Consider the following 18,117-nt stretch of genomic DNA (forward strand, 5'->3'; position numbering starts at 1 on the left):
GCATGTCTTGCTTTAGTTGATGTTGTAGCCTCGGCCACTGAAGCACGCGCCCAGCGCCCGCCGGTAGTTGTCCGCCACATTGGCCGGCGGCGCATAAGTCGCCGTCGCCGGGTCGAACCCTGACTGGCTCACCGCCCAACGGTGGCACTGGTAACGGTCCTGTTCCTGCTGTTCCTGCCCTTGCCCATACATGGGGTAGGCCACCACATCATACCGACCACTTACAGGTGCGGGCGCGGCTAGCGGCGGATTGACCACCACGTACTCGCGGCTGTCGGCCAGGTACTGGTAATAGGTATCGGCCACCAGGAAGAACAGCGCCCCGCCCAACCAGACTTCCCGCGCATAAGGCGGCAGGTAGTCGACCCGCACGCCGTAGGGCGGGCTCACCACGACATAACGGCCACCATGGGGGCGATACCAGTAACCACCGGAGTAGAAGTAGTCATCGCCACGGTAGGGCACTTTCCAGTAGCGGTCCGGGAAATGATCGATGGTGTGCCCCGGGCGATACTGCGGCCCCGGCCCCCAGCCATTGCCATGACCATCCGGGCGCCCCTGCCAGTCACCGCCAGGCCGTTGCCCCGGGCCACCGGCTTCCCAGTGGCGGTTATCGCCATGGCGGTGGGGAATGTCCTGGTAATAGCCCTGGCGTGGCGGCTGGGTCTGCTGCACTTCGTCACGCGAATTGAGCGAGCGGCCCGGCGCCCCCTCGCCCGGCCCTTCGGCCATGGCCCCGAGACTGATGCTCACCCCCAACACACCAACACCTGCCAACTGCCAGATGCGCGACTTCATGCTGTTCCTCTCGGTAGAAAATACGGCAACCACAGCCAGTCTACCGCGCCTGTCACGCAGGCCAATTAAATTTCCGGACATGAAAAAAGGGAGGCCGCTGGGCCTCCCTTCAGGAATTGTCGTCCGTGCTCGGCACTTGTGGCGCCGGCTCACCTCACACCGTCTTCTGGAAGGTGTGTAGCCCGGGGGCCTGCAGATCCTGTTGGATGGCTGGCCGCGACCGCCCGCCTAGGACGCGTCGCCGTGGACTGATGTCCGGGCAGTGATTCTGTGGATAAAGATACCGGACAGGATGCGACAGATGATTGCGAAGATTGCTCAGATAAATAGCACTTGCGCAATTTTTCACCCTGGATTGATAATTCATCGCAATCTTAACAGAAAAGGCATAACCCATGAGCAAACTTGACCGCTACGACCTGAGTATCCTCGCCGAATTGCAGCGCGATGCGCGCATTTCCAACCAGGAACTGGCCGAACGCATCGGCTTGTCGCCTTCGCCATGCTCGCGTCGGGTCAAGCAACTGGAGGACGATGGCTACATCTCGCGCCAGGTAGCCCTGCTCGACCGCAAGAAGCTGGGCCTGAGCCTGACTGCCTATGTGCTGATCGGCATGGACCGCCACACCCCGGAGCGTTTCGAAACCTTCGAGGCGGCCATCCGCAACCTGCCACAGGTGCTTGAATGCAGCCTGGTCACCGGCATGGATGCCGACTACCAGCTGAAGGTGGTTGTGCCCGACATGGACCACTACCAGAAACTGCTGCTAGGCAGCCTGACCCGCATTGAAGGCGTCACCAGCGTGCGTTCGAGCTTCGTGCTGAACCAGGTGCTGGCCAGCACCGAGCTGCCCTTGACCCACCTGCGTTAATTGCCTGCGCCAGCAGGCGTATAATCGGACGCTCAACCCGCCTGGAGAACACCGATGGATCCCGCCGTATTCGAAGAGTGGATGATGATCATCCTGGTCACCGTGCTGATCGGTTTCATGGGTTTCATCGTCTGGGACCTGGCGAAAAAGTCCAAGGCCGGGCGGTTCGGGACGCTGATCCTGTTCTTCGTGCTGGGGCTGGGGGTGTTGGCCTTTATCATCAAGAGCGTGGTGGTGGGGTTTCTCGAAGGGGTGTAGAAAATTCAAGGCCATTCGCGGGCACGCCCGCTCCCACAGGTCTGGCGCTGCACTTGAGGGCTGCACTATACCTGTGGGAGCGGGCGTGCCCGCGAATGGCCCTTGAACTGGACTAAAGCTTGGCGGCCACTTCGCGCCAGCACCCCTGCTCCAACCCATCCAGCGCCCAGTCGCCAATCCGCACCCGCACCAGGCGCAAGGTCGGCAACCCCACCGCAGCCGTCATCCGCCGCACCTGGCGGTTACGCCCTTCGCGAATCACCAGCTCCAGCCAGCTGGTCGGCACGCTCTTGCGAAAACGCACCGGCGGGTTGCGCGGCCACAGCGCCGGCTCGTCCAGGCGCCGCGCCTCGGCCGGCAAGGTCGGCCCATCGTTCAGTTCCACGCCATCGCGCAAGCGCCGCAACTGCTCCTCGCTCGGCTCCCCCTCCACCTGAACCCAATAAGTCTTGGCCAGCTTGTGCTTCGGGTCGGCAATGCGCGCCTGCAGGCCGCCATCGTTGGTTAGCAGCAACAGGCCTTCACTATCGCGGTCCAGCCGCCCGGCCGGGTACACACCGGGGATGTCGATGTAGTCCTTGAGCGTCGCGCGCCCGTCGCCGTCGCTGAACTGGGTCAGCACGTCGAACGGTTTGTTGAACAGGATCAGGCGCGGCTCGGCCGGTGGCGCCTTGGGCTGGCGACGCGGGCCGGTGGCAGGCCGCGCCTGGGGGCGGCGCGGCTTGGAACGGGGTGGCAGTGACATGGATCCTCAGCGGAACGGCGGCTCATCAAAGCTGCGCAGTTTACGCGAGTGCAGCGAGTTGAGCTCGGTGCGCAGCAGGTCGAGGGCGGCAATGCCGATCTTCAGATGCTGGCTGACCGCCCGGTTATAGAAGGCGTTGGCCGAACCCGGCAGTTTGATCTCGCTGTGCAGCGGCTTGTCGGACACACACAGCAAGGTGCCGTACGGCACGCGCAAGCGGTAACCCTGGGCGGCAATCGTACCGCTTTCCATGTCCACCGCCACGGCACGCGAGAGGTTGATCAGCGGCCGCTCCTGGGCCCAGCGCAGCTCCCAGTTGCGGTCGTCGTAGGTCAGCACAGTGCCGGTGCGCAGGCGCTTCTTCAGCTGTTCACCACGCTCGCCGGTGACCTGCGCAGCGGCTTCCTGCAAGGCCAACTGCACCTCAGCCAGGGCCGGAATCGGAATGTTCGGCGGCACTACCCGGTCGAGAATACCGTCACGGCGCATGTAGGCGTGTGCCAGCACATAATCGCCAATAGTCTGCGACTGCCGCAGGCCGCCGCAGTGGCCGATCATCAGCCAGCAGTGCGGGCGCAGCACGGCCAGGTGGTCGGTGATGTTCTTGGCATTGGACGGGCCGACACCGATGTTGACCAGCGTGACGCCGTCGCCGTCGGCGGCGATCAGGTGATAAGCCGGCATCTGGTAACGGTGCCAGACCACGCTGGTCACCAGGGCCTGGGTTTCACCGTGGTCCATGCCCTTTTCGATCACCACATTGCCTGGCAGGACCATGCGCACGAAGCGAGGGTCGTCACGCAATTGGTCGAGGCCGTGGCTGATGAACTGGTCAACATAGCGATGGTAGTTGGTCAGCAGGATCCACGGCTGTACATGGCGCCAGTCGCTGCCGGTGTAGTGCACCAGGCGGCGCAGCGAGAAGTCGACCCGCGCGGCATCGAACAGCGCCAGCGGCAGAGTCTCGGCACTGCCCCAGTCATACAGGCCGTCGGCGATGTTGTCGGTCGCAGCCGACAGGTCGGTGCTGGGGAACACCCGCGCCAGCTGCGCGGCGGTGATGCCGCTGCCGGCCAGTTCGTCGCCCTGGTCGACCACGTAGGGGTAAGGGATGTTCTGTTCACTGACGCCGACCTCTACCGTGACGGTGTAGTCGTGCATCAGCGGGCGCAGTTGCTCCAGCAGGTAGCCACGAAAAGCAGCCGGCTGGGTGATGGTGACGCTGTAGGTACCTGCCACCTGAACCTTGGCGTAGGCCCGCGTGGTGGCGGCGACTTCACCATGGCTGTAATAGGTCAGGCGCAGCGCCGGGTAGCGGAACAGGTCGCGCTCTTCGGCGCCCGGCTCGGTACGGTCCTTCAGGTAACGCTTGAGGGCCTGGCTAAGGGCCCCGGTGGCCTGGTCATGCAGGGCCGCCAGACGGTCGACGGCCTGTTCGGGGGTATCAACGACTACAAAAGCTTGGCTCACACTGTGCTTCCTGTCTGGACATGCATGTGAACCATCTTGCCTGCCTTCTTGGCTAAATACACCCCCATTGATCGGTGTTGCATCCATTCGCGGGCACGCCCGCTCCCACAGGATCTTCACTGCCCTCAAGTACGACGCAGTACCTGTGGGAGCGGGCGGGCCCGCGAAGAAGCCAGCTCAGTTCGCCCAGGCTGGCGTAGCCCTGGCCACCAATGCCTCCACATCCACACCCCGCGGCAACGCCCCGTACACGCGCCCGCCCCCCGTCAAGCGGCTGTCGATAAACGCATCACTGACCACCGCATTGCCCGCCTCCAGCAGCAGCTTGGCCTGCAGCGCCAGGGCAATATCCTCGGTCAGCTGCCGCGCGCGGTACTGCATGTCGCCAGTGTCGGCAAACGCCCCCTTGAGGTTGCCGATGTGCGCCGCCAGGCGCGGGTCCCCGTGCCCATCGCCCAGCTCGGCGAACAGCGCATCGAGCACGCCCGGCTCCTTGGACAAGGCCCGCAGTACGTCCAGGCATTGCACATTGCCCGAACCTTCCCAGGTCGAGTTGACCGGCGCTTCGCGGTACAGCCGTGGCAGGATGCTGTCTTCCACATAACCCGCCCCGCCCAGGCACTCGGCGGCCTCGTTGATCATGGCCGGCGCGCGCTTGCAGATCCAGTACTTGCCCACCGCCGTGACCAGCCGGGCGAAATGCGCCTGCTGCGGGTCTTCCAGCTGCTCCAGCGCCTGCCCCATGCGCAGGCTCAGGGCCAGCGCGGCCTCGCTTTCCAACGCCAGGTCGGCCAGCACGTTCTGCATCAACGGCTGCTCGCTCAGCAGCCGCCCGCCGACCTTGCGGTGCGCGCAATGGTGGGTCGCCTGGGTCAGCGCCTGGCGCATCAAGGCGCTGGAGCCGACCATGCAGTCGAAGCGGGTCATGGCCACCATTTCGATGATGGTCGGCACGCCCCGCCCTTCTTCCCCGACCATCCACGCCAGGGCACCGCGGAACTCCACCTCGCTGGAGGCGTTGGAACTGTTGCCCAGCTTGTTCTTCAGGCGCTGGATATAGAACTGGTTACGGCTGTCATCCGGACGGTGACGCGGCAGCAGGAAGCAGCTCAGGCCTTTTTCGGTCTGGGCCAGGGTCAGGAAGGCATCGCACATCGGCGCCGAGCAGAACCACTTGTGGCCGATCAGCTCGTAGGGCTGCCCCGGGCCCGCGGCGCCGACCGGATAAGCCCGGGTGGTGTTGGCGCGTACATCGGTGCCACCCTGCTTCTCGGTCATGGCCATGCCCAGGGTGACACCGGCCTTGTGACGGTCGCCGACGTTACGCGGGTCGTACTCGCAGGCGAGGATTTTCGGCAGCCAGTATTCGGCCAGTTCGGGTTGCAGCCGCAGCGCTGGCACGGCGGCGAAGGTCATGGTCAGCGGGCAGCCGGTACCGGCCTCGGCCTGGCTGTGCAGGTAGGTCATCGAAGCCCGCGCCACATGGGCGCCTGCGCGGGGTTCGGCCCATGGCAGCGACGGCAGGCCGTGCTCGACGGCGGTGCGCATCAGCTCGTGGTAGGCGGGGTGGAATTCGACCAGGTCGATGCGATGGCCGTAGCGGTCGTGGCTGCTGAACTCCGGCTTGTGCGCATTGGCCAGGAAGCCCGCCTGCATCAGCGGGCCACCGGCCAGGGCACCGTAGGCATCGATCCGCGATTCGGCCCAACCCGCACCGAAACGCCGCGACCATTCCTGTAGCGGCAGGTCGAGGCGGTAAAGGTTGGCTCCGTCGAGGGGCGGTGGCTGGTTGGTGACTTCGTGGGTTTCAGCGTACTGGTGCAGGTTCATCGAGGGCTCCTGGATCCGGGTAGCTTGAGAGCCCCAGTGAAGCACTCCCCGCGGGTCAGTCAAAGTGACATTAATGACTAAACATGTGGTGGGGGGCGCATGTCAGCCCTAACCCGATTCCCGCACCGTCATCAAAAAGCGCTGTAGTCCAAATCCCTATCCATTGTAGGACCCTTCCTAAAACCTCCCCTACCTGAAAATACCCGCCTACAGGCTGCTAGGTTCCTGGCTCCCACTTTAAAAAGAGGCGAGCCATGAGCATGCGCATGAACATCTTCGGCCGAGGCCAGGGCCTGGACGGGGACGAAACCACCACTGGCGCCATCTGCATTGCCGGCCAGGCCAGGGGCCGTGTACACGGCAGCGAATGGCTGCTCAAAGGCGACAAGACCACCCCCTGCCCTCTCTGCGGCCAAGAAGGCACCCTCATCGAAGGCGAGTCCCGCTGGCAGCAGGACGGCATACCTACAGCTTTGGATGGAGCGCTGGTGCAATGCGGGTGCCCATTGGGCAGCAATCGCCTGATTGCGCGTGGGCATTCAGCTCCAGCGCCGCGCAGGGCGCCTGTACCTGAGGCCGTTCATGAGGCACCGCCACAGGCTCAAGCGAGTAATCAGGTAAGAAACAGCTATCAACTTGGGGCATTCCAGCCCTCGACCGCTGCGCAAGGCATGGAACCTGGCTTCTACATCGTTCCGCGTTGCATGACGTACCAGGAAGTCTTAGCAGAGCTCGGCGCGCCGCAGGCCAATTTGCCGAGTTCGATTCTGGAGAGACTGAACCCGACGTATGAACGTGGGTTCAAGGCAGGTGAGATCTTTGTCATTGGTGACGGTTTGCGGCGGCCGATGTGCACGCGTGAAGAACTGACTGCAATGAGTGCGGCGAAACAGGCGCGGGAAGCGTTGGCAGAACTGACGCCGGAGGAAGCCGAATTCATGATGCGCCATCAGGCCGAGATCGCCGGGCTGCTCAGCGATGTGAGTCTGACGATGGGTGTGAGCGAGGCGATGATTGGCAAGTCGCTGGATGAGCTCAACGACATACTGCGAAAAATTGAAGACTTGCATAAAGATCAATTCATTAAGCATGGACATCTTAGACACCCGGAGTTCTTTGCGGAACGTCAAAAACTGTTCAAGCAATTAAGTACAAACCTGAAAGCGACTCTCCTGAACAAGCGCCTCAATCTAGGAAATTATGAAAGCTTGCGCCGGGACTTAGGAATATCGTCAAGAAGCTTGGTGCACCACTGGAGTAAAGCGGGGGGAGCGACACACATCCCTGGTTACTCGACACATTTGGACAAGCTGGCCAAGATGGCAAAATATTTAAAAAACGGAGGACGTATTGGCATTGCTATTGGTGGAGGCGGATCTGCTCTGAAAATTTCAGAGGTGTGCAAAGAGGGCAATACAAATGCTTGTAAAAAAGTAAGCGTTACTGAGGCCGGCAATTTCTCCGGTGGCTTAGCTGGTGGCTGGTTGGCAGGAAAATTTGCGGGCAAAATCTCTGCAAAGGTTTGCTGGAGAGTTGGGCCCTACGCCGTGGCATGCGGAATAGTCATCACTGGCGGAGGCGCTTTGGCCGGCAGCATCGGCGGTATGGAAGCGGGTGAGGAGTTCGGCGAATTAGTCTTCGAGGTCTTTGGAGATGATTGATCATCTTGACGTCAAACTAAGGCTATTCCTGTTAGCCACTCCTATCTGCCTCGCCTTAATCGGGCTTGCATCTGATCTTCACATTGCATGCTCTCGCCAGTATAAAGAAATGACCTCAGCACTCCAACGGAGCGCGTGCCTCCCATTTGCGACCGGCATGTGGGGAGAGAAAAGAATAGGTTCCAGAATTCTAGTTATTTCTGTAATCGCGGGTGCCATTGGATCCCCCGCCTCAAGCATTCGGAGCGGACTATTGGATGAGAAAGACCACTTACAATTCCCTAGGCATTTAAGAAGAAAAATACTTATTGCATCCTCGCTAAACACCATTGGTGTTGCCTGGGTAGCGACATATTTCCTAATGAAACTGATTAAATGAGAGCTCCCGTATCTGCTGAATGCCCATCGCCGCTCTTTTAGGCTTTTTGTCGGCTTACGCACCATTAATGCAGTAACCCGCGATGCCTGGTCTTGCCTGAGGACACACCGCGGGGGACCCGCTTCCACGGAGATAGCGCATCTTTCAGTCTATGCACAACTCCTGTGGGAGCGGGTTCACCCGCGAAAGGGCCGGTACAGCTAGTACAAGAATCAGCGCATCAAGCCCAGCTCGGCATCATCCAGCAGCGCCTTGGCCATTGCTGCGAAGTAGTGCGAAGCCCACATCATTTGCTGGTCGCCATCCATCAAACCGGTCAGCGACAAGTCCCGCGCATAGCCCATCAGCTCCGAGGCCTGCTCACGGGCGCTGCGACAGGGGATGCCCTCGGCAATGCGGAATAGTGGATGGGTTTGGCCTTCGCCTTGGTAGAAGTAGGTAACGCCAGGGGTGGTTTTGGTTTCGTCGTTCATGAGTTCGGCACCATGGAGATATATGCCACCCATCCGTTTCCACACATAGGGGTGACAGCTGCACACGGGGTGGAAAACCAGGCATGGTGCGAACCCGGTAGGCCCAAAGGCCTCCCGCGTACAGCTGTCGTAACGACACGCACCATAGGTCTTGCCAGGTTTCCACACCCGATCGCTGAACCGTCAGCGACTGGAAAAGCCTAGAGCGCGGGATTTGCAGGAACAATCAGACGCGTGTCGACAGAGGTTGTAGGGTATTTCGCAGGGGATGGAGTTGCCAGTGCTGAAGCGTAGGAAGAGTCTGGCGTTGTTGTAGGAGTGCAGGTGCGGTCAGGGCATGTCTTGGGGGCCGCTTGCGGCCCTTCGCGGGCATGCCCGCTCCCACAGGGATCGCGCATTGCTCGAACTCAGCGGAGGGTGTCAGAAATTTTGTGTTCGGGCATAACATGAGTAAGAGGTGCATGTATGCCAACCAAAAAGAAACCCCTGCGTGACCTGCCCAAAATCCCCAAAGAGCTGCTGGAGCAGTTCGGTGAGGGTTTGATGACCGCAGAAGCTATCGAGGATGCCTCTGCGGCGTTCAAAAAGGCCCTGATTGAGCGAGCTCTGCATGCCGAGCTCGGCCACCACCTGGGTTATCCGCCGGGCGCGCAGCGCCCAGAGGATGAAACCAACCAGCGTAACGGTAAGAGTGGCAAGACGGTTTTGACCGGCGATGGCCCTCTTCGTTTGGAAATTCCCCGAGATCGAGACGGCAGCTTTGCACCCATTCTGATCCCTAAGCACGAGCGGCGGTACACCGGCTTCGATGACAAGATCATCGCCATGTACGCCCGAGGCATGACGGTCAGAGAGATCCGAGCCTTTCTGTCCGAGCAGTATGGAACCGACGTTTCGCCCGATTTCATCAGCTCTGTGACAGATGAGGTCATGGAGGAGATTGGCGCGTGGCAACAGCGACCACTGGAGCCGATGTACCCGGTCATTTTCTTCGATGCGCTGCGGGTGAAGATTCGCGAAGAAGGCCTGGTGCGCAACAAGGCCATTTACCTGGCACTGGGCGTTCTACCCGACGGGACGCGCGATATCTTGGGCATCTGGATCGAGAACACCGAGGGTGCGAAGTTCTGGATGAAGGTCTTTAACGATCTCAAGACGCGTGGTGTCGAAGATGTGCTGATTGCCGTGACCGATGGTCTCAAAGGCATGCCAGAGGCCCTCAGCGCCGTGTTTCCAGAGACGACGCTGCAGACGTGCATCGTGCACCTGATCCGCAACAGCCTCGACTTCGCGGCCTGGGACAAGCGGCGGGCTCTGGCCAAGGAGCTGAAGCCGATTTACCAAGCCATCAATGCTGAAGCGGCTGAGCAAGCACTCGATGAATTTGAAAGCGGGCCGTGGGGCGAGAAATATCCAACGGTGGTGGCTGCCTGGAGACGCGCCTGGGATCGAGTGATTCCATTTTTCGTCTTCCCTCCGGCCATCAGGAAGGTGATTTACACTACCAACGCCATCGAGAGCATCAACGCCCAACTACGCAAGGTCATCAAGACTCGCGGGCATTTCCCGAATGATGACGCAGCGACCAAACTGATTTGGCTGGGATTGCGCAACATAACAGCCAATTGGGGAAAACCGGCCCATGATTGGAAAAGCGCGATGAATCAATTTGCGATTCTGTACGGAGATCGGTTCATCAGGCCAACCTGGTGAAAATCAGGGCCTGCCTGGCGGCAGGCCATTACCGGCCCGAACACAAAAAAACTGACAGTCCCACTCAGCGCCAAACCTGTGGGAGCGGGCGTGCCCGCGAAGGGCTGCAAAGCAGCCCCAACAAAGCCTGCGGAAACGAAAACCTCTAAAGCAACCGTCGCGTCTGCAGAACATTCGATGCCATCTGCACCTGCGCAATAGCCATGTTCAAACTCAACTCGAACCGGCTCCCCAACCCCCGCGTCGACTCATGCGACAACCGTGCCCCCAGCAATTCCCCCATCTGCCGGCAGATCGACAAACCAATCCCCAGCCCGCCGTAACGCCGGGTCATCGAGCCATCCACCTGGAAGAAGCGCTGGTACAGGGTCGCCTGATCGAGATCATCGAAGCCGATACCGCTGTCGCTGACCATGAAGGTCAGCGCCAAGTCGTCAGGCCCCACCCGGCGCCCGCGCACCTGGATCATCACCCCGCCCTGGTGGGTGAACTTCAAACCGTTGTCCACCAGGCACCCCAGGCAGCGGGCCAGCTTCTGAGCATCGCCCAGCAACCCGTCCGGCACATCGGCCGGGATGTCCAGGCTCAGGTACAAGCCTTTGCCCAAAGCCTGCCCGGCATAACCGGCACGTACGCCCTGCAGCAGGTCACGCAGGCTGAATGGCGCCGGCTGCGCGCGCAGGCGGCCGGCCTGCAGTTCGGACAGGGTCAGGATGGCATCGACCATATCCATCATGCCCTGGGCCGAGCCCACCGCCGTGCGGTGGTACTGGGCCATCTCGGCCTCCATCGGCAGGGTATGCATCAGCTCCAGCGAGCCGATCACGCCATTCATCGGTGTGCGCAGTTCATGGGTCACGCTGGCCAGGAATTCATCTTTCAGCCGGTTGCTCCTGGCCAGTTGCAGGTTCAGTTGTTCCAGCGTGCGCCCGGTGTCGCGCAAGGTCTGCGCCTGCTGCTCGCGCAGGCTGTTGATGCGGTCAGCCAGCGCCAGCGACAGCAAGGCCACCTCAAGCGCCGACCCCAGCTGGCTGGCATACATGGTGATGAACACGTTCGGCAGGTAGCCCAACACCATCAGGGTGTTGACCAGCCCACCGAGCAGGAACGCAGTCCAGGCGATGATGAACCAGCGTGCCACGCGCAAGCCACGCCACCAGGCATACAGCCCGGCAGCGAAGATGCTCACGGTAAACAGCAACGCCAGCACCGTGGCCATGCGCAAAGCGACACCGTAGCGCATGGTCACCGCCAGCACCATGACCAGCGCGCCACCCAGCATCAGCAACTGCAGCAGCCGATCGAAAGCACGGCTGATGCTGCCAAGTTGCAGGAAATGCCGGGCGAACTGGCAACCGAACAGGCCTGCGGAACCGATGAACAACGGCGTCGAGGCATTTGCCCACCACGGGCTGTCCGGCCAGAAGTAGGCCACACCGGCGCCATTAACCGACACCTGGTAAAAGCCGAACGAGGCGATATAGAGGATGTAATAGAGGTAGCTGACGTCGCGCACGCTGAGGTAGATGAACAGGTTGTACACCAGCATCACCAGCAGCACGCCATAGATTATCCCCAGCACATACAGGCGCGTAGGCTGCTCCTCCATGTAGGCCTGGGCGGACCACAGCGCCAGCGGCGCCTGCACCGAGCCCTGGCTGTGCAGACGCAAGTAGGCGGTGGTCACCTGGCCAGGCTGCAGCTGCAGTTCGAACAGGTAGTTGTTCTGCAGTATTTGACGGCTGTGGTAGGGCAAGGCGTCGCCGGTACGCCGGGCCAGGCGGTAACTGCCGCTGCCGTCGGGCAGGTAGAGCTCGAGGTGATCCAGCGGTGGGTAGGCCAACTCCAGCAGCCATTGCCGTGGGGCGGCGCCAGGCGCGGCTACAGGGCGCAGTTCGACCTTGAGCCAGAACACCGAGGTGGAATAACCGGCGTTCAACACGTCTTTGTGGTGGGGGCGAAAATGCTTGGCGAAATCAGGGGCACTGACCTGGGTGATGCTGGCACTGCCATCGGGGTCTTCATAAACCTGCATGGCCTTGCCCAGCGGAAGATGCCGGGTAGCTGCGTCGAAATCGACTGCCCCGGCCAGCGCGGGCAGCAAGCCCAGAAGCACAATCAGCAAATAGCGCATACAGCCCCAGCATGGCCTGTCCAGTCGAGTCGCGGTTGCCTCCCATCCGTTTGAGACGACACGATCCGGCAGAACCCGTTTGTAGAGTTATCCGAGCACTCTAGCATAGCTTCGCAACCTGGCAATCGACCATATCCAATCACAAAGAAAAGGCTCTAAATCAATGCTTTCAGAAATTAAACCGGCAAAAATCTGACCTTATGATCAACAAAACTCATTTGTAGGACGATCCGCCCAAACAGGATTGGTGGTAAGCTCGCCGACCATGAATACCTACAGCTCCCGCCCCGTTGTCCTCTGTCTCTCCGGCCACGACCCCAGTGGCGGCGCCGGCCTGCAGGCAGATATCGAAGCCCTGATCGCCCAAGGCTGTCATGCCGCACCCGCAGTGACCGCCCTGACCGTGCAGGATACCGTCAACGTTTCCGACTTCCGCGTGCTCGACCGCGAGTGGGTGCTGGCCCAGGCCAACGCCGTGCTGGCCGACTCCTCGGTGGCCGCCGTCAAACTCGGCATGCTCGGTTCGATCGAAATGGTCGACACCGTCGCCGAACTGCTGGCGGCCCACCCGCATCTGCCGCTGGTCTGCGACCCAGTGCTGCGTGCCGGTGGTGGTGGTCGCCTGGGCAAGGACGAAGTGGGCTACGCCCTGCGCGAACGCCTGCTGCCGCTGGCGACCATCGCCACGCCGAACCTGCCCGAAGCCCGCATCCTTGCCGAACTGCCCGAAGGCACCGCCGACGAGTGTGCCGAGAAACTGTTGCCGTTCTGTAGACACCTGCTGATTACCGGCGGTCACGGCGACGAAGACGAAATTCACAACCGCCTGTACAGCCGCGACGGCCAGCACCACACCTGGACCTGCCAGCGCCTGCCGGGCAGCTACCACGGTTCGGGCTGCACCCTGGCCAGTGCCCTGGCCGGCCGCCTGGCCCTTGGCGAGCAGCTGGAAAGCGCCGTCCGCAGCGCCCTGGACTACACCTGGCGCACCCTGCGTGACGCCGAACAGCTGGGCAAGGGCCAGTTCGTGCCGCGCCGCCTGCCGCTGGATTTCTGCTCCTGACACGAGGCCTCCAATGAAGCTACGCGGTCTGTACGCCATCACCGACAGCCAGCTGCTCGCTGGCCGTTTCCTGTCCCATGTCGAGGCGGCACTGGAAGGCGGCGTATGCCTGCTGCAGTACCGCGACAAAAGTGACGACGCGGCACGCCGCCTGCGCGAAGCTGAAGGGCTGATGCAGCTCTGCGAGCGCTACGGCACTCAGCTGATCATCAACGACGACGCCGAACTGGCCGCGCGCCTGGGCGTCGGCGTGCACCTGGGCCAGACCGACGGCCCGCTGACCCCGGCCCGCGCATTGCTCGGACGCCAGGCAATCATTGGCTCCACCTGCCACGCCAGCCTCGAGCTGGCCGCGCAGGCTGCCAGCGAAGGCGCCAGCTACGTGGCCTTTGGCCGCTTCTTCAATTCTGTCACCAAGCCGGGTGCACCCGCTGCCAACATCGAATTGCTGGAGCAGGCCCGCGCCCAGGTGAAACTGCCGATCGCGGTGATCGGCGGCATTACCCTCGACAACGCCGCCCCGCTGGTCGCCCATGGCGCCGACCTGCTGGCGGTGATCCACGGCCTGTTCGGTGCCGACAGCGCGCAGAAAGTCACCCGCCGCGCCCGCGCCTTCAACGCCTTGTTCGCATCCTGATTCGAGAGATCCCCATGTCCCGTTCCGAAGCCCTGTTCGCCCAAGCCCAGAAGCACATCCCCGGTGGCGTCAACTCGCCGGTCCGCGCTTTCAAGAGCGTTGGCGGCACGCCGCTGTTCTTCAAGCATGCCGAAGGCGCCTACGTCGTTGACGAGGATGACAAGCGCTACGTCGACTACGTCGGCTCCTGGGGCCCGATGATCCTCGGCCACGGCCACCCGGAGGTACTGGACTCGGTACGCAGGCAGCTGGAGCACGGCCTGTCCTATGGCGCCCCGACCGCCATGGAAACCGAGATGGCCGACCTGGTCTGCTCGCTGGTGCCATCCATGGAGATGGTGCGCATGGTCAGCTCGGGCACCGAAGCCACCATGAGCGCCATCCGCCTGGCCCGTGGCTACACCGGCCGTGACGCCATCATCAAGTTCGAAGGCTGCTACCACGGCCACTCCGACAGCCTGCTGGTAAAAGCAGGCTCCGGCCTGCTGACCCAGGGTGTGCCGAGCTCGGCGGGCGTGCCGGCGGACTTCGCCAAACACACCCTGACCCTGCCGTTCAACGACATCGCCGCCGTCGAGAAGACCCTGGCCGAAGTCGGCCAGACCGTAGCCTGCATCATCGTCGAGCCGGTAGCCGGCAACATGAACTGCGTACCGCCGGCGCCAGGCTTCCTCGAAGGCCTGCGCGAGCAGTGCGACAAGCACGGCGTGGTGTTGATCTTCGACGAAGTGATGACCGGTTTCCGCGTTTCGCTCGGCGGCGCCCAGGGCCACTATGGCATCAAGCCGGACCTGTCGACCTTCGGCAAGATCGTCGGCGGCGGCATGCCGGTCGGCTGCTTCGGCGGCAAGCGTGAAATCATGGGCTGCATTGCCCCGCTCGGCCCGGTCTACCAGGCCGGTACCCTGTCGGGTAACCCGCTGGCCATGGCCGCCGGCCTGACCACCCTGAAGCTGATCAGCCGCCCGGGCTTCCACGCCGAGCTGACCGACTACACCAGCCGCATGCTCGACGGCCTGCAACAGCGCGCCGATGCCGCTGGCGTGCCGTTCGTCACCACCCAGGCCGGTGCAATGTTCGGCCTGTACTTCAGCGGCGCCGACGACATCGTCACCTTCGAAGACGTGATGGCCAGCGATGCCGAGCGCTTCAAGCGCTTCTTCCACCTGATGCTCGATGGTGGCGTGTACCTGGCGCCGAGCGCGTTCGAGGCCGGTTTTACCTCCATCGCCCATGGGGACAAGGAGCTGCAGATCACCCTGGATGCGGCTGAAAAGGCTTTTGCAGCCCTGAAGTAATTTTCAGCCTGTACCGGGCTCTTCGCGGGTAAACCCGCTCCCACAGGGACTGCGCCCCCGTGAAAGCGGTGCGGTCCCTGTGGGAGCGGGTTTACCCGCGAAGAGGCCGGTACAGGCAACAAATACCCATGCACAATCAGCTGACTTCCCCAACCAAGCAGAAATTCGAGTAAAACTTTGTAAGGTTGGCGCTGCTTATCCCATAATGTGCCACCAGAGACATTGGCCGCAGCTTTGCAGAGGTAAGTCGATCCCCATGAACCGCACCGGCCGCGCCCTGACCCTGGGCTGCCTGTTGCTTCTTCAGCCCCTGCTGGCTCTGGCGGAGGGCGGTAACTCGTTGCTCATTCCGGCGACGGGCCGCTGCACCTTGAATGTCCAGCCTGAAGACCTGGCAAACGCCCTCAAGGCTTGTGAGCAGACGGCAACGGCGGGGGATGCCCAGGCGCAATTCGAACTGGGCGAGTACTACTACACGCAAACGCCGAAAAACCTGGGCAAAGCCCTGAACTGGTTCGAAAAGGCCTCGCTGCAAGGCCATGCCGAGGCCCAGTACCGCCTGGGCGCCATGTTCTTCCGTGGCGAAGGGGTCAAGGCCAACAATGTGCAGGCCTACATACTGCTGAAGATGGCCGCGGTCAACGGCGCCGAGGATGCGCTGGACATGGCCGACGAAGTGACCGAGCAAATGCCCCGCGACGAGCTGGAGCATGCCACCCAGGTGCTCGGCCAGATCTTCCGCAAGTACCTGCTGGAACTGCAGAACGCCGAAGGGCGCACGCCGTTCTCGCCACTCCCCTGAGGGTTACTTTTCCGGCATCGGCATGGGGAACGGCATCACGTTGCCGCCGCCCTTGGCTTCACTGATCTTAGCCGTGCCCAGTCGCTCCACCTCGTCGATGCGCACGATCGAGTGCATCGGCACGAAGCTGCGGATCACCCCATCGAACTGGCTCTTGAGCTTCTCCTCGCTCGGGTCCACCACCAGCTGCGAACGCTCGCCGAACACGAACTCCTCGATTTCCAGGAACCCCCACAGGTCGCTCTGGTAGATCTGCTTGGCATACATCTCGAAGACCTGCCCCTGGTTGAGGAAGATCACTTTATAGATGGCAGGTTCGCGTTTGCTCATGTTCGTCGGGATAACACATGCGTAAGAAAAGGCGGGCATCATACCAGTGCCCGCGAAGAGGCCGGAACAGGCCATACATACCGTTGAACGTTTCAGTGCTTTCGCCACTGCCATTCAAGGGTTATTCTTGAGTTCACATTCATTGCCGTCGAGCGGCTAAAAACGACCTTGAACGCACCCATACAACCCCATCGCTTCATCCTCGAACCTTTCGAGGCCCACCGTTTCGCCAACTTGTGCGGCCAGTTCGACGAGCACCTGCGCCTGATCGAACAGCGCCTGGCCATCGAGATCCGCAACCGCGGCAATCAGTTCGAACTGATCGGCGAACCCAAGACCACCTCCGCTGCCGAACAACTGCTGCGCCGTCTCTACCGCGAGACGAAGGCCAGCGACCTGTCACCGGAAACCGTGCATCTGTACCTGCAGGAATCGACCGTCGAGAACATCGACAACCCGGCCGTCAACGAGGTCAGCGTGTCGCTGCGCACGCGCAAGGGCAACATCCGCCCGCGCGGAGTCAACCAGCAACGCTACGTAAAAGAAATCCTGGCCAACGACATCAACTTCGGCATCGGCCCGGCCGGTACCGGCAAGACCTACCTGGCCGTGGCCTGCGCCGTGGACGCGCTGGAACGCGAACAGGTGCGCCGGATCCTGCTGGTGCGCCCGGCGGTCGAGGCGGGCGAAAAGCTCGGCTTCCTGCCCGGCGACCTTGCCCAGAAGATCGACCCGTACCTGCGCCCGCTGTACGACGCCCTGTACGAAATGCTCGGCTTCGAACATGTGGCCAAGCTGATCGAGCGCCAGGTGATCGAGATCGCGCCGCTGGCCTACATGCGTGGCCGTACCCTGAACAACAGCTTCATCATCCTCGACGAGAGCCAGAACACCACGCTGGAACAGATGAAGATGTTCCTTACCCGTATCGGCTTTGGCTCCACCGCGGTCATCACCGGTGACATCACCCAGGTTGACCTGCCCCGCGGCACCAAGTCAGGCCTGGCACACGTCATCGAGGTGCTGAAGGACGTTCCGGGGATCAGCTTCACCCACTTCCAACCCAAAGATGTGGTTCGTCACCCACTGGTGCAGCGCATTGTCGAGGCCTACGACCGCTTCGATGCCCGCCAGGCCAAGCCCGAGGCGCCCGGCAAAGATGCTTGAACTCGATATTCAACGGGCCACGGATGCTGCCGCCCCGGATGACACCGCCTTTCGCCGCTGGTGCGAACTGGCCCTGCGCCAGCGCAGCGCCGATTCGGAAATGACTATTCGCCTGGTCGACGAAGCCGAAGGCCGCGAGCTGAACCACACCTACCGGCACAAGGACTACGCGACCAATGTGCTGTCGTTCCCGGCCGACGTCCCCGACGACCTGCTCGATATCCCGTTGCTGGGCGACCTGGTGATCTGCGTGCCAGTGGTCGAGCGCGAAGCCGCCGATCAAGGCAAGTCGCTGGAAGCGCACTGGGCACACCTGGTCATACACGGTTGCCTGCACCTGCTCGGCTACGACCACATCGAGGATGAGGAAGCCGAGGAAATGGAAGGCCTGGAACGGGAATTGCTGGCAGAACTGGGTCATCCCGACCCGTACGCCGACGATGAAACCGACACCATCACACACTGAAACACGAAGGATCACGAGAAC

Annotated in this window: 17 protein-coding genes; 10 read left to right on the forward strand and 7 right to left on the reverse strand. The window is 61.9% G+C overall.

The features are described 5' to 3' along the window. Nucleotides 1-12 precede the first annotated feature (12 nt). Nucleotides 13-798, reverse strand: a complete 786-nt coding sequence (locus tag NY023_RS24195) for a DUF6515 family protein (RefSeq protein WP_013974330.1) — start codon at nt 796-798, stop codon at nt 13-15. A gap of 395 nt (nt 799-1,193) precedes the next feature. On the opposite strand from NY023_RS24195, the gene NY023_RS24200 reads away from it, so the two are divergent. Both NY023_RS24200 and NY023_RS24205 read left to right on the forward strand, forming a co-directional pair. After that, the gene (locus NY023_RS24200) at nt 1,194-1,670 is read left to right on the forward strand and encodes an Lrp/AsnC family transcriptional regulator (protein WP_003249795.1); all 477 of its coding nucleotides are present in this window, start codon (nt 1,194-1,196) and stop codon (nt 1,668-1,670) included. A gap of 54 nt (nt 1,671-1,724) precedes the next feature. Beyond that, nucleotides 1,725-1,928, forward strand: coding sequence for a DUF2788 domain-containing protein (locus NY023_RS24205; RefSeq protein WP_013974331.1), 204 nt, complete (start codon nt 1,725-1,727; stop codon nt 1,926-1,928). Between the two features lie 112 nt (nt 1,929-2,040). Here the strand turns inward: NY023_RS24205 and NY023_RS24210 are convergent, their stop codons facing one another. From NY023_RS24210 to NY023_RS24220, 3 genes are all read right to left on the reverse strand, one after another. Continuing rightward, entirely contained in the window at nt 2,041-2,673 is a 633-nt protein-coding gene (locus NY023_RS24210) for a pseudouridine synthase (protein WP_013974332.1), read from the reverse strand. Nucleotides 2,674-2,679: 6 nt separating this feature from the next. Further along, nucleotides 2,680-4,143 carry an AMP nucleosidase gene (amn, locus tag NY023_RS24215; protein WP_013974333.1) on the reverse strand — a complete coding sequence of 488 codons (1,464 nt, stop codon included), beginning with the start codon at nt 4,141-4,143 and terminating at the stop codon, nt 2,680-2,682. Between the two features lie 177 nt (nt 4,144-4,320). Further along, nucleotides 4,321-5,973 carry an acyl-CoA dehydrogenase family protein gene (locus NY023_RS24220; protein WP_013974334.1) on the reverse strand — a complete coding sequence of 551 codons (1,653 nt, stop codon included), beginning with the start codon at nt 5,971-5,973 and terminating at the stop codon, nt 4,321-4,323. A gap of 254 nt (nt 5,974-6,227) precedes the next feature. Between NY023_RS24220 and NY023_RS24225 the strand changes: the two genes are divergently transcribed. After that, nucleotides 6,228-7,634: a PAAR domain-containing protein gene (locus NY023_RS24225; protein ID WP_013974335.1), complete on the forward strand. Its 1,407-nt coding sequence runs from the start codon at nt 6,228-6,230 to the stop codon at nt 7,632-7,634. A 591-nt stretch (nt 7,635-8,225) separates the two neighbouring features. Here NY023_RS24225 and NY023_RS24230 read toward each other — a convergent pair. Then, nucleotides 8,226-8,486 (reverse strand): DUF3077 domain-containing protein, encoded by a 261-nt coding sequence (locus NY023_RS24230; protein ID WP_003257593.1) that lies wholly within the window; start codon nt 8,484-8,486, stop codon nt 8,226-8,228. 465 nt (nt 8,487-8,951) lie between these two features. Between NY023_RS24230 and NY023_RS24235 the strand changes: the two genes are divergently transcribed. Beyond that, nucleotides 8,952-10,199 carry an IS256 family transposase gene (locus NY023_RS24235; protein ID WP_013970710.1) on the forward strand — a complete coding sequence of 416 codons (1,248 nt, stop codon included), beginning with the start codon at nt 8,952-8,954 and terminating at the stop codon, nt 10,197-10,199. Nucleotides 10,200-10,344: 145 nt separating this feature from the next. On the opposite strand, the gene NY023_RS24240 is transcribed toward NY023_RS24235, so the two are convergent. Further along, complete coding sequence (locus NY023_RS24240) at nt 10,345-12,333, reverse strand: sensor histidine kinase (RefSeq protein WP_013974336.1); 1,989 nt, start codon at nt 12,331-12,333, stop codon at nt 10,345-10,347. A 265-nt stretch (nt 12,334-12,598) separates the two neighbouring features. Here NY023_RS24240 and NY023_RS24245 point away from each other — a divergent pair, with 265 nt between their 5' ends. The 4 genes from NY023_RS24245 to NY023_RS24260 all read left to right on the forward strand — a co-directional run bounded on the left by NY023_RS24245 (nt 12,599) and on the right by NY023_RS24260 (nt 16,133). Further along, nucleotides 12,599-13,396: a hydroxymethylpyrimidine/phosphomethylpyrimidine kinase gene (locus tag NY023_RS24245; RefSeq protein WP_024087784.1), complete on the forward strand. Its 798-nt coding sequence runs from the start codon at nt 12,599-12,601 to the stop codon at nt 13,394-13,396. A gap of 13 nt (nt 13,397-13,409) precedes the next feature. Continuing rightward, nucleotides 13,410-14,033 (forward strand): thiamine phosphate synthase, encoded by a 624-nt coding sequence (gene thiE, locus NY023_RS24250; RefSeq protein ID WP_013974338.1) that lies wholly within the window; start codon nt 13,410-13,412, stop codon nt 14,031-14,033. Nucleotides 14,034-14,047: 14 nt separating this feature from the next. Further along, nucleotides 14,048-15,331 (forward strand): glutamate-1-semialdehyde 2,1-aminomutase, encoded by a 1,284-nt coding sequence (hemL, locus tag NY023_RS24255; protein WP_013974339.1) that lies wholly within the window; start codon nt 14,048-14,050, stop codon nt 15,329-15,331. A gap of 256 nt (nt 15,332-15,587) precedes the next feature. Beyond that, entirely contained in the window at nt 15,588-16,133 is a 546-nt protein-coding gene (locus tag NY023_RS24260) for a tetratricopeptide repeat protein (RefSeq protein ID WP_003257587.1), read from the forward strand. Nucleotides 16,134-16,136: 3 nt separating this feature from the next. Here NY023_RS24260 and NY023_RS24265 read toward each other — a convergent pair whose 3' ends face one another. After that, a complete protein-coding gene (locus NY023_RS24265) occupies nt 16,137-16,463 on the reverse strand; it encodes a DUF1820 family protein (RefSeq protein ID WP_013974341.1) in 327 nt (108 codons plus the stop codon). A 168-nt stretch (nt 16,464-16,631) separates the two neighbouring features. On the opposite strand from NY023_RS24265, the gene NY023_RS24270 reads away from it, so the two are divergent. Both NY023_RS24270 and ybeY read left to right on the forward strand, forming a co-directional pair. Then, nucleotides 16,632-17,630 (forward strand): PhoH family protein, encoded by a 999-nt coding sequence (locus tag NY023_RS24270; protein WP_013974342.1) that lies wholly within the window; start codon nt 16,632-16,634, stop codon nt 17,628-17,630. Next, nucleotides 17,623-18,096 (forward strand): rRNA maturation RNase YbeY, encoded by a 474-nt coding sequence (ybeY, locus tag NY023_RS24275; RefSeq protein ID WP_013974343.1) that lies wholly within the window; start codon nt 17,623-17,625, stop codon nt 18,094-18,096. The genes NY023_RS24270 and ybeY overlap by 8 nt, the downstream gene beginning before the upstream one ends. Nucleotides 18,097-18,117 lie beyond the last annotated feature (21 nt).

Source organism: Pseudomonas sp. NBB (assembly GCF_032701105.1).
Taxonomy (GTDB): Bacteria; Pseudomonadota; Gammaproteobacteria; order Pseudomonadales; family Pseudomonadaceae; genus Aquipseudomonas; species Aquipseudomonas asiatica.

What these genes read in the sequence shown, in the direction of transcription:
- NY023_RS24195 (WP_013974330.1), bottom strand. Translation starts at nt 798, where the DNA reads ATGAAGTCGCGCATCTGGCAGTTGGCAGGTGTTGGTGTGTTGGGGGTG.
- NY023_RS24200 (WP_003249795.1), top strand. Translation starts at nt 1,194, where the DNA reads ATGAGCAAACTTGACCGCTACGACCTGAGTATCCTCGCCGAATTGCAG.
- NY023_RS24205 (WP_013974331.1), top strand. Translation starts at nt 1,725, where the DNA reads ATGGATCCCGCCGTATTCGAAGAGTGGATGATGATCATCCTGGTCACC.
- NY023_RS24210 (WP_013974332.1), bottom strand. Translation starts at nt 2,673, where the DNA reads ATGTCACTGCCACCCCGTTCCAAGCCGCGCCGCCCCCAGGCGCGGCCT.
- NY023_RS24220 (WP_013974334.1), bottom strand. Translation starts at nt 5,973, where the DNA reads ATGAACCTGCACCAGTACGCTGAAACCCACGAAGTCACCAACCAGCCA.
- NY023_RS24225 (WP_013974335.1), top strand. Translation starts at nt 6,228, where the DNA reads ATGAGCATGCGCATGAACATCTTCGGCCGAGGCCAGGGCCTGGACGGG.
- NY023_RS24230 (WP_003257593.1), bottom strand. Translation starts at nt 8,486, where the DNA reads ATGAACGACGAAACCAAAACCACCCCTGGCGTTACCTACTTCTACCAA.
- NY023_RS24235 (WP_013970710.1), top strand. Translation starts at nt 8,952, where the DNA reads ATGCCAACCAAAAAGAAACCCCTGCGTGACCTGCCCAAAATCCCCAAA.
- NY023_RS24240 (WP_013974336.1), bottom strand. Translation starts at nt 12,333, where the DNA reads ATGCGCTATTTGCTGATTGTGCTTCTGGGCTTGCTGCCCGCGCTGGCC.
- NY023_RS24245 (WP_024087784.1), top strand. Translation starts at nt 12,599, where the DNA reads ATGAATACCTACAGCTCCCGCCCCGTTGTCCTCTGTCTCTCCGGCCAC.
- thiE (WP_013974338.1), top strand. Translation starts at nt 13,410, where the DNA reads ATGAAGCTACGCGGTCTGTACGCCATCACCGACAGCCAGCTGCTCGCT.
- hemL (WP_013974339.1), top strand. Translation starts at nt 14,048, where the DNA reads ATGTCCCGTTCCGAAGCCCTGTTCGCCCAAGCCCAGAAGCACATCCCC.
- NY023_RS24260 (WP_003257587.1), top strand. Translation starts at nt 15,588, where the DNA reads ATGAACCGCACCGGCCGCGCCCTGACCCTGGGCTGCCTGTTGCTTCTT.
- NY023_RS24265 (WP_013974341.1), bottom strand. Translation starts at nt 16,463, where the DNA reads ATGAGCAAACGCGAACCTGCCATCTATAAAGTGATCTTCCTCAACCAG.
- ybeY (WP_013974343.1), top strand. Translation starts at nt 17,623, where the DNA reads ATGCTTGAACTCGATATTCAACGGGCCACGGATGCTGCCGCCCCGGAT.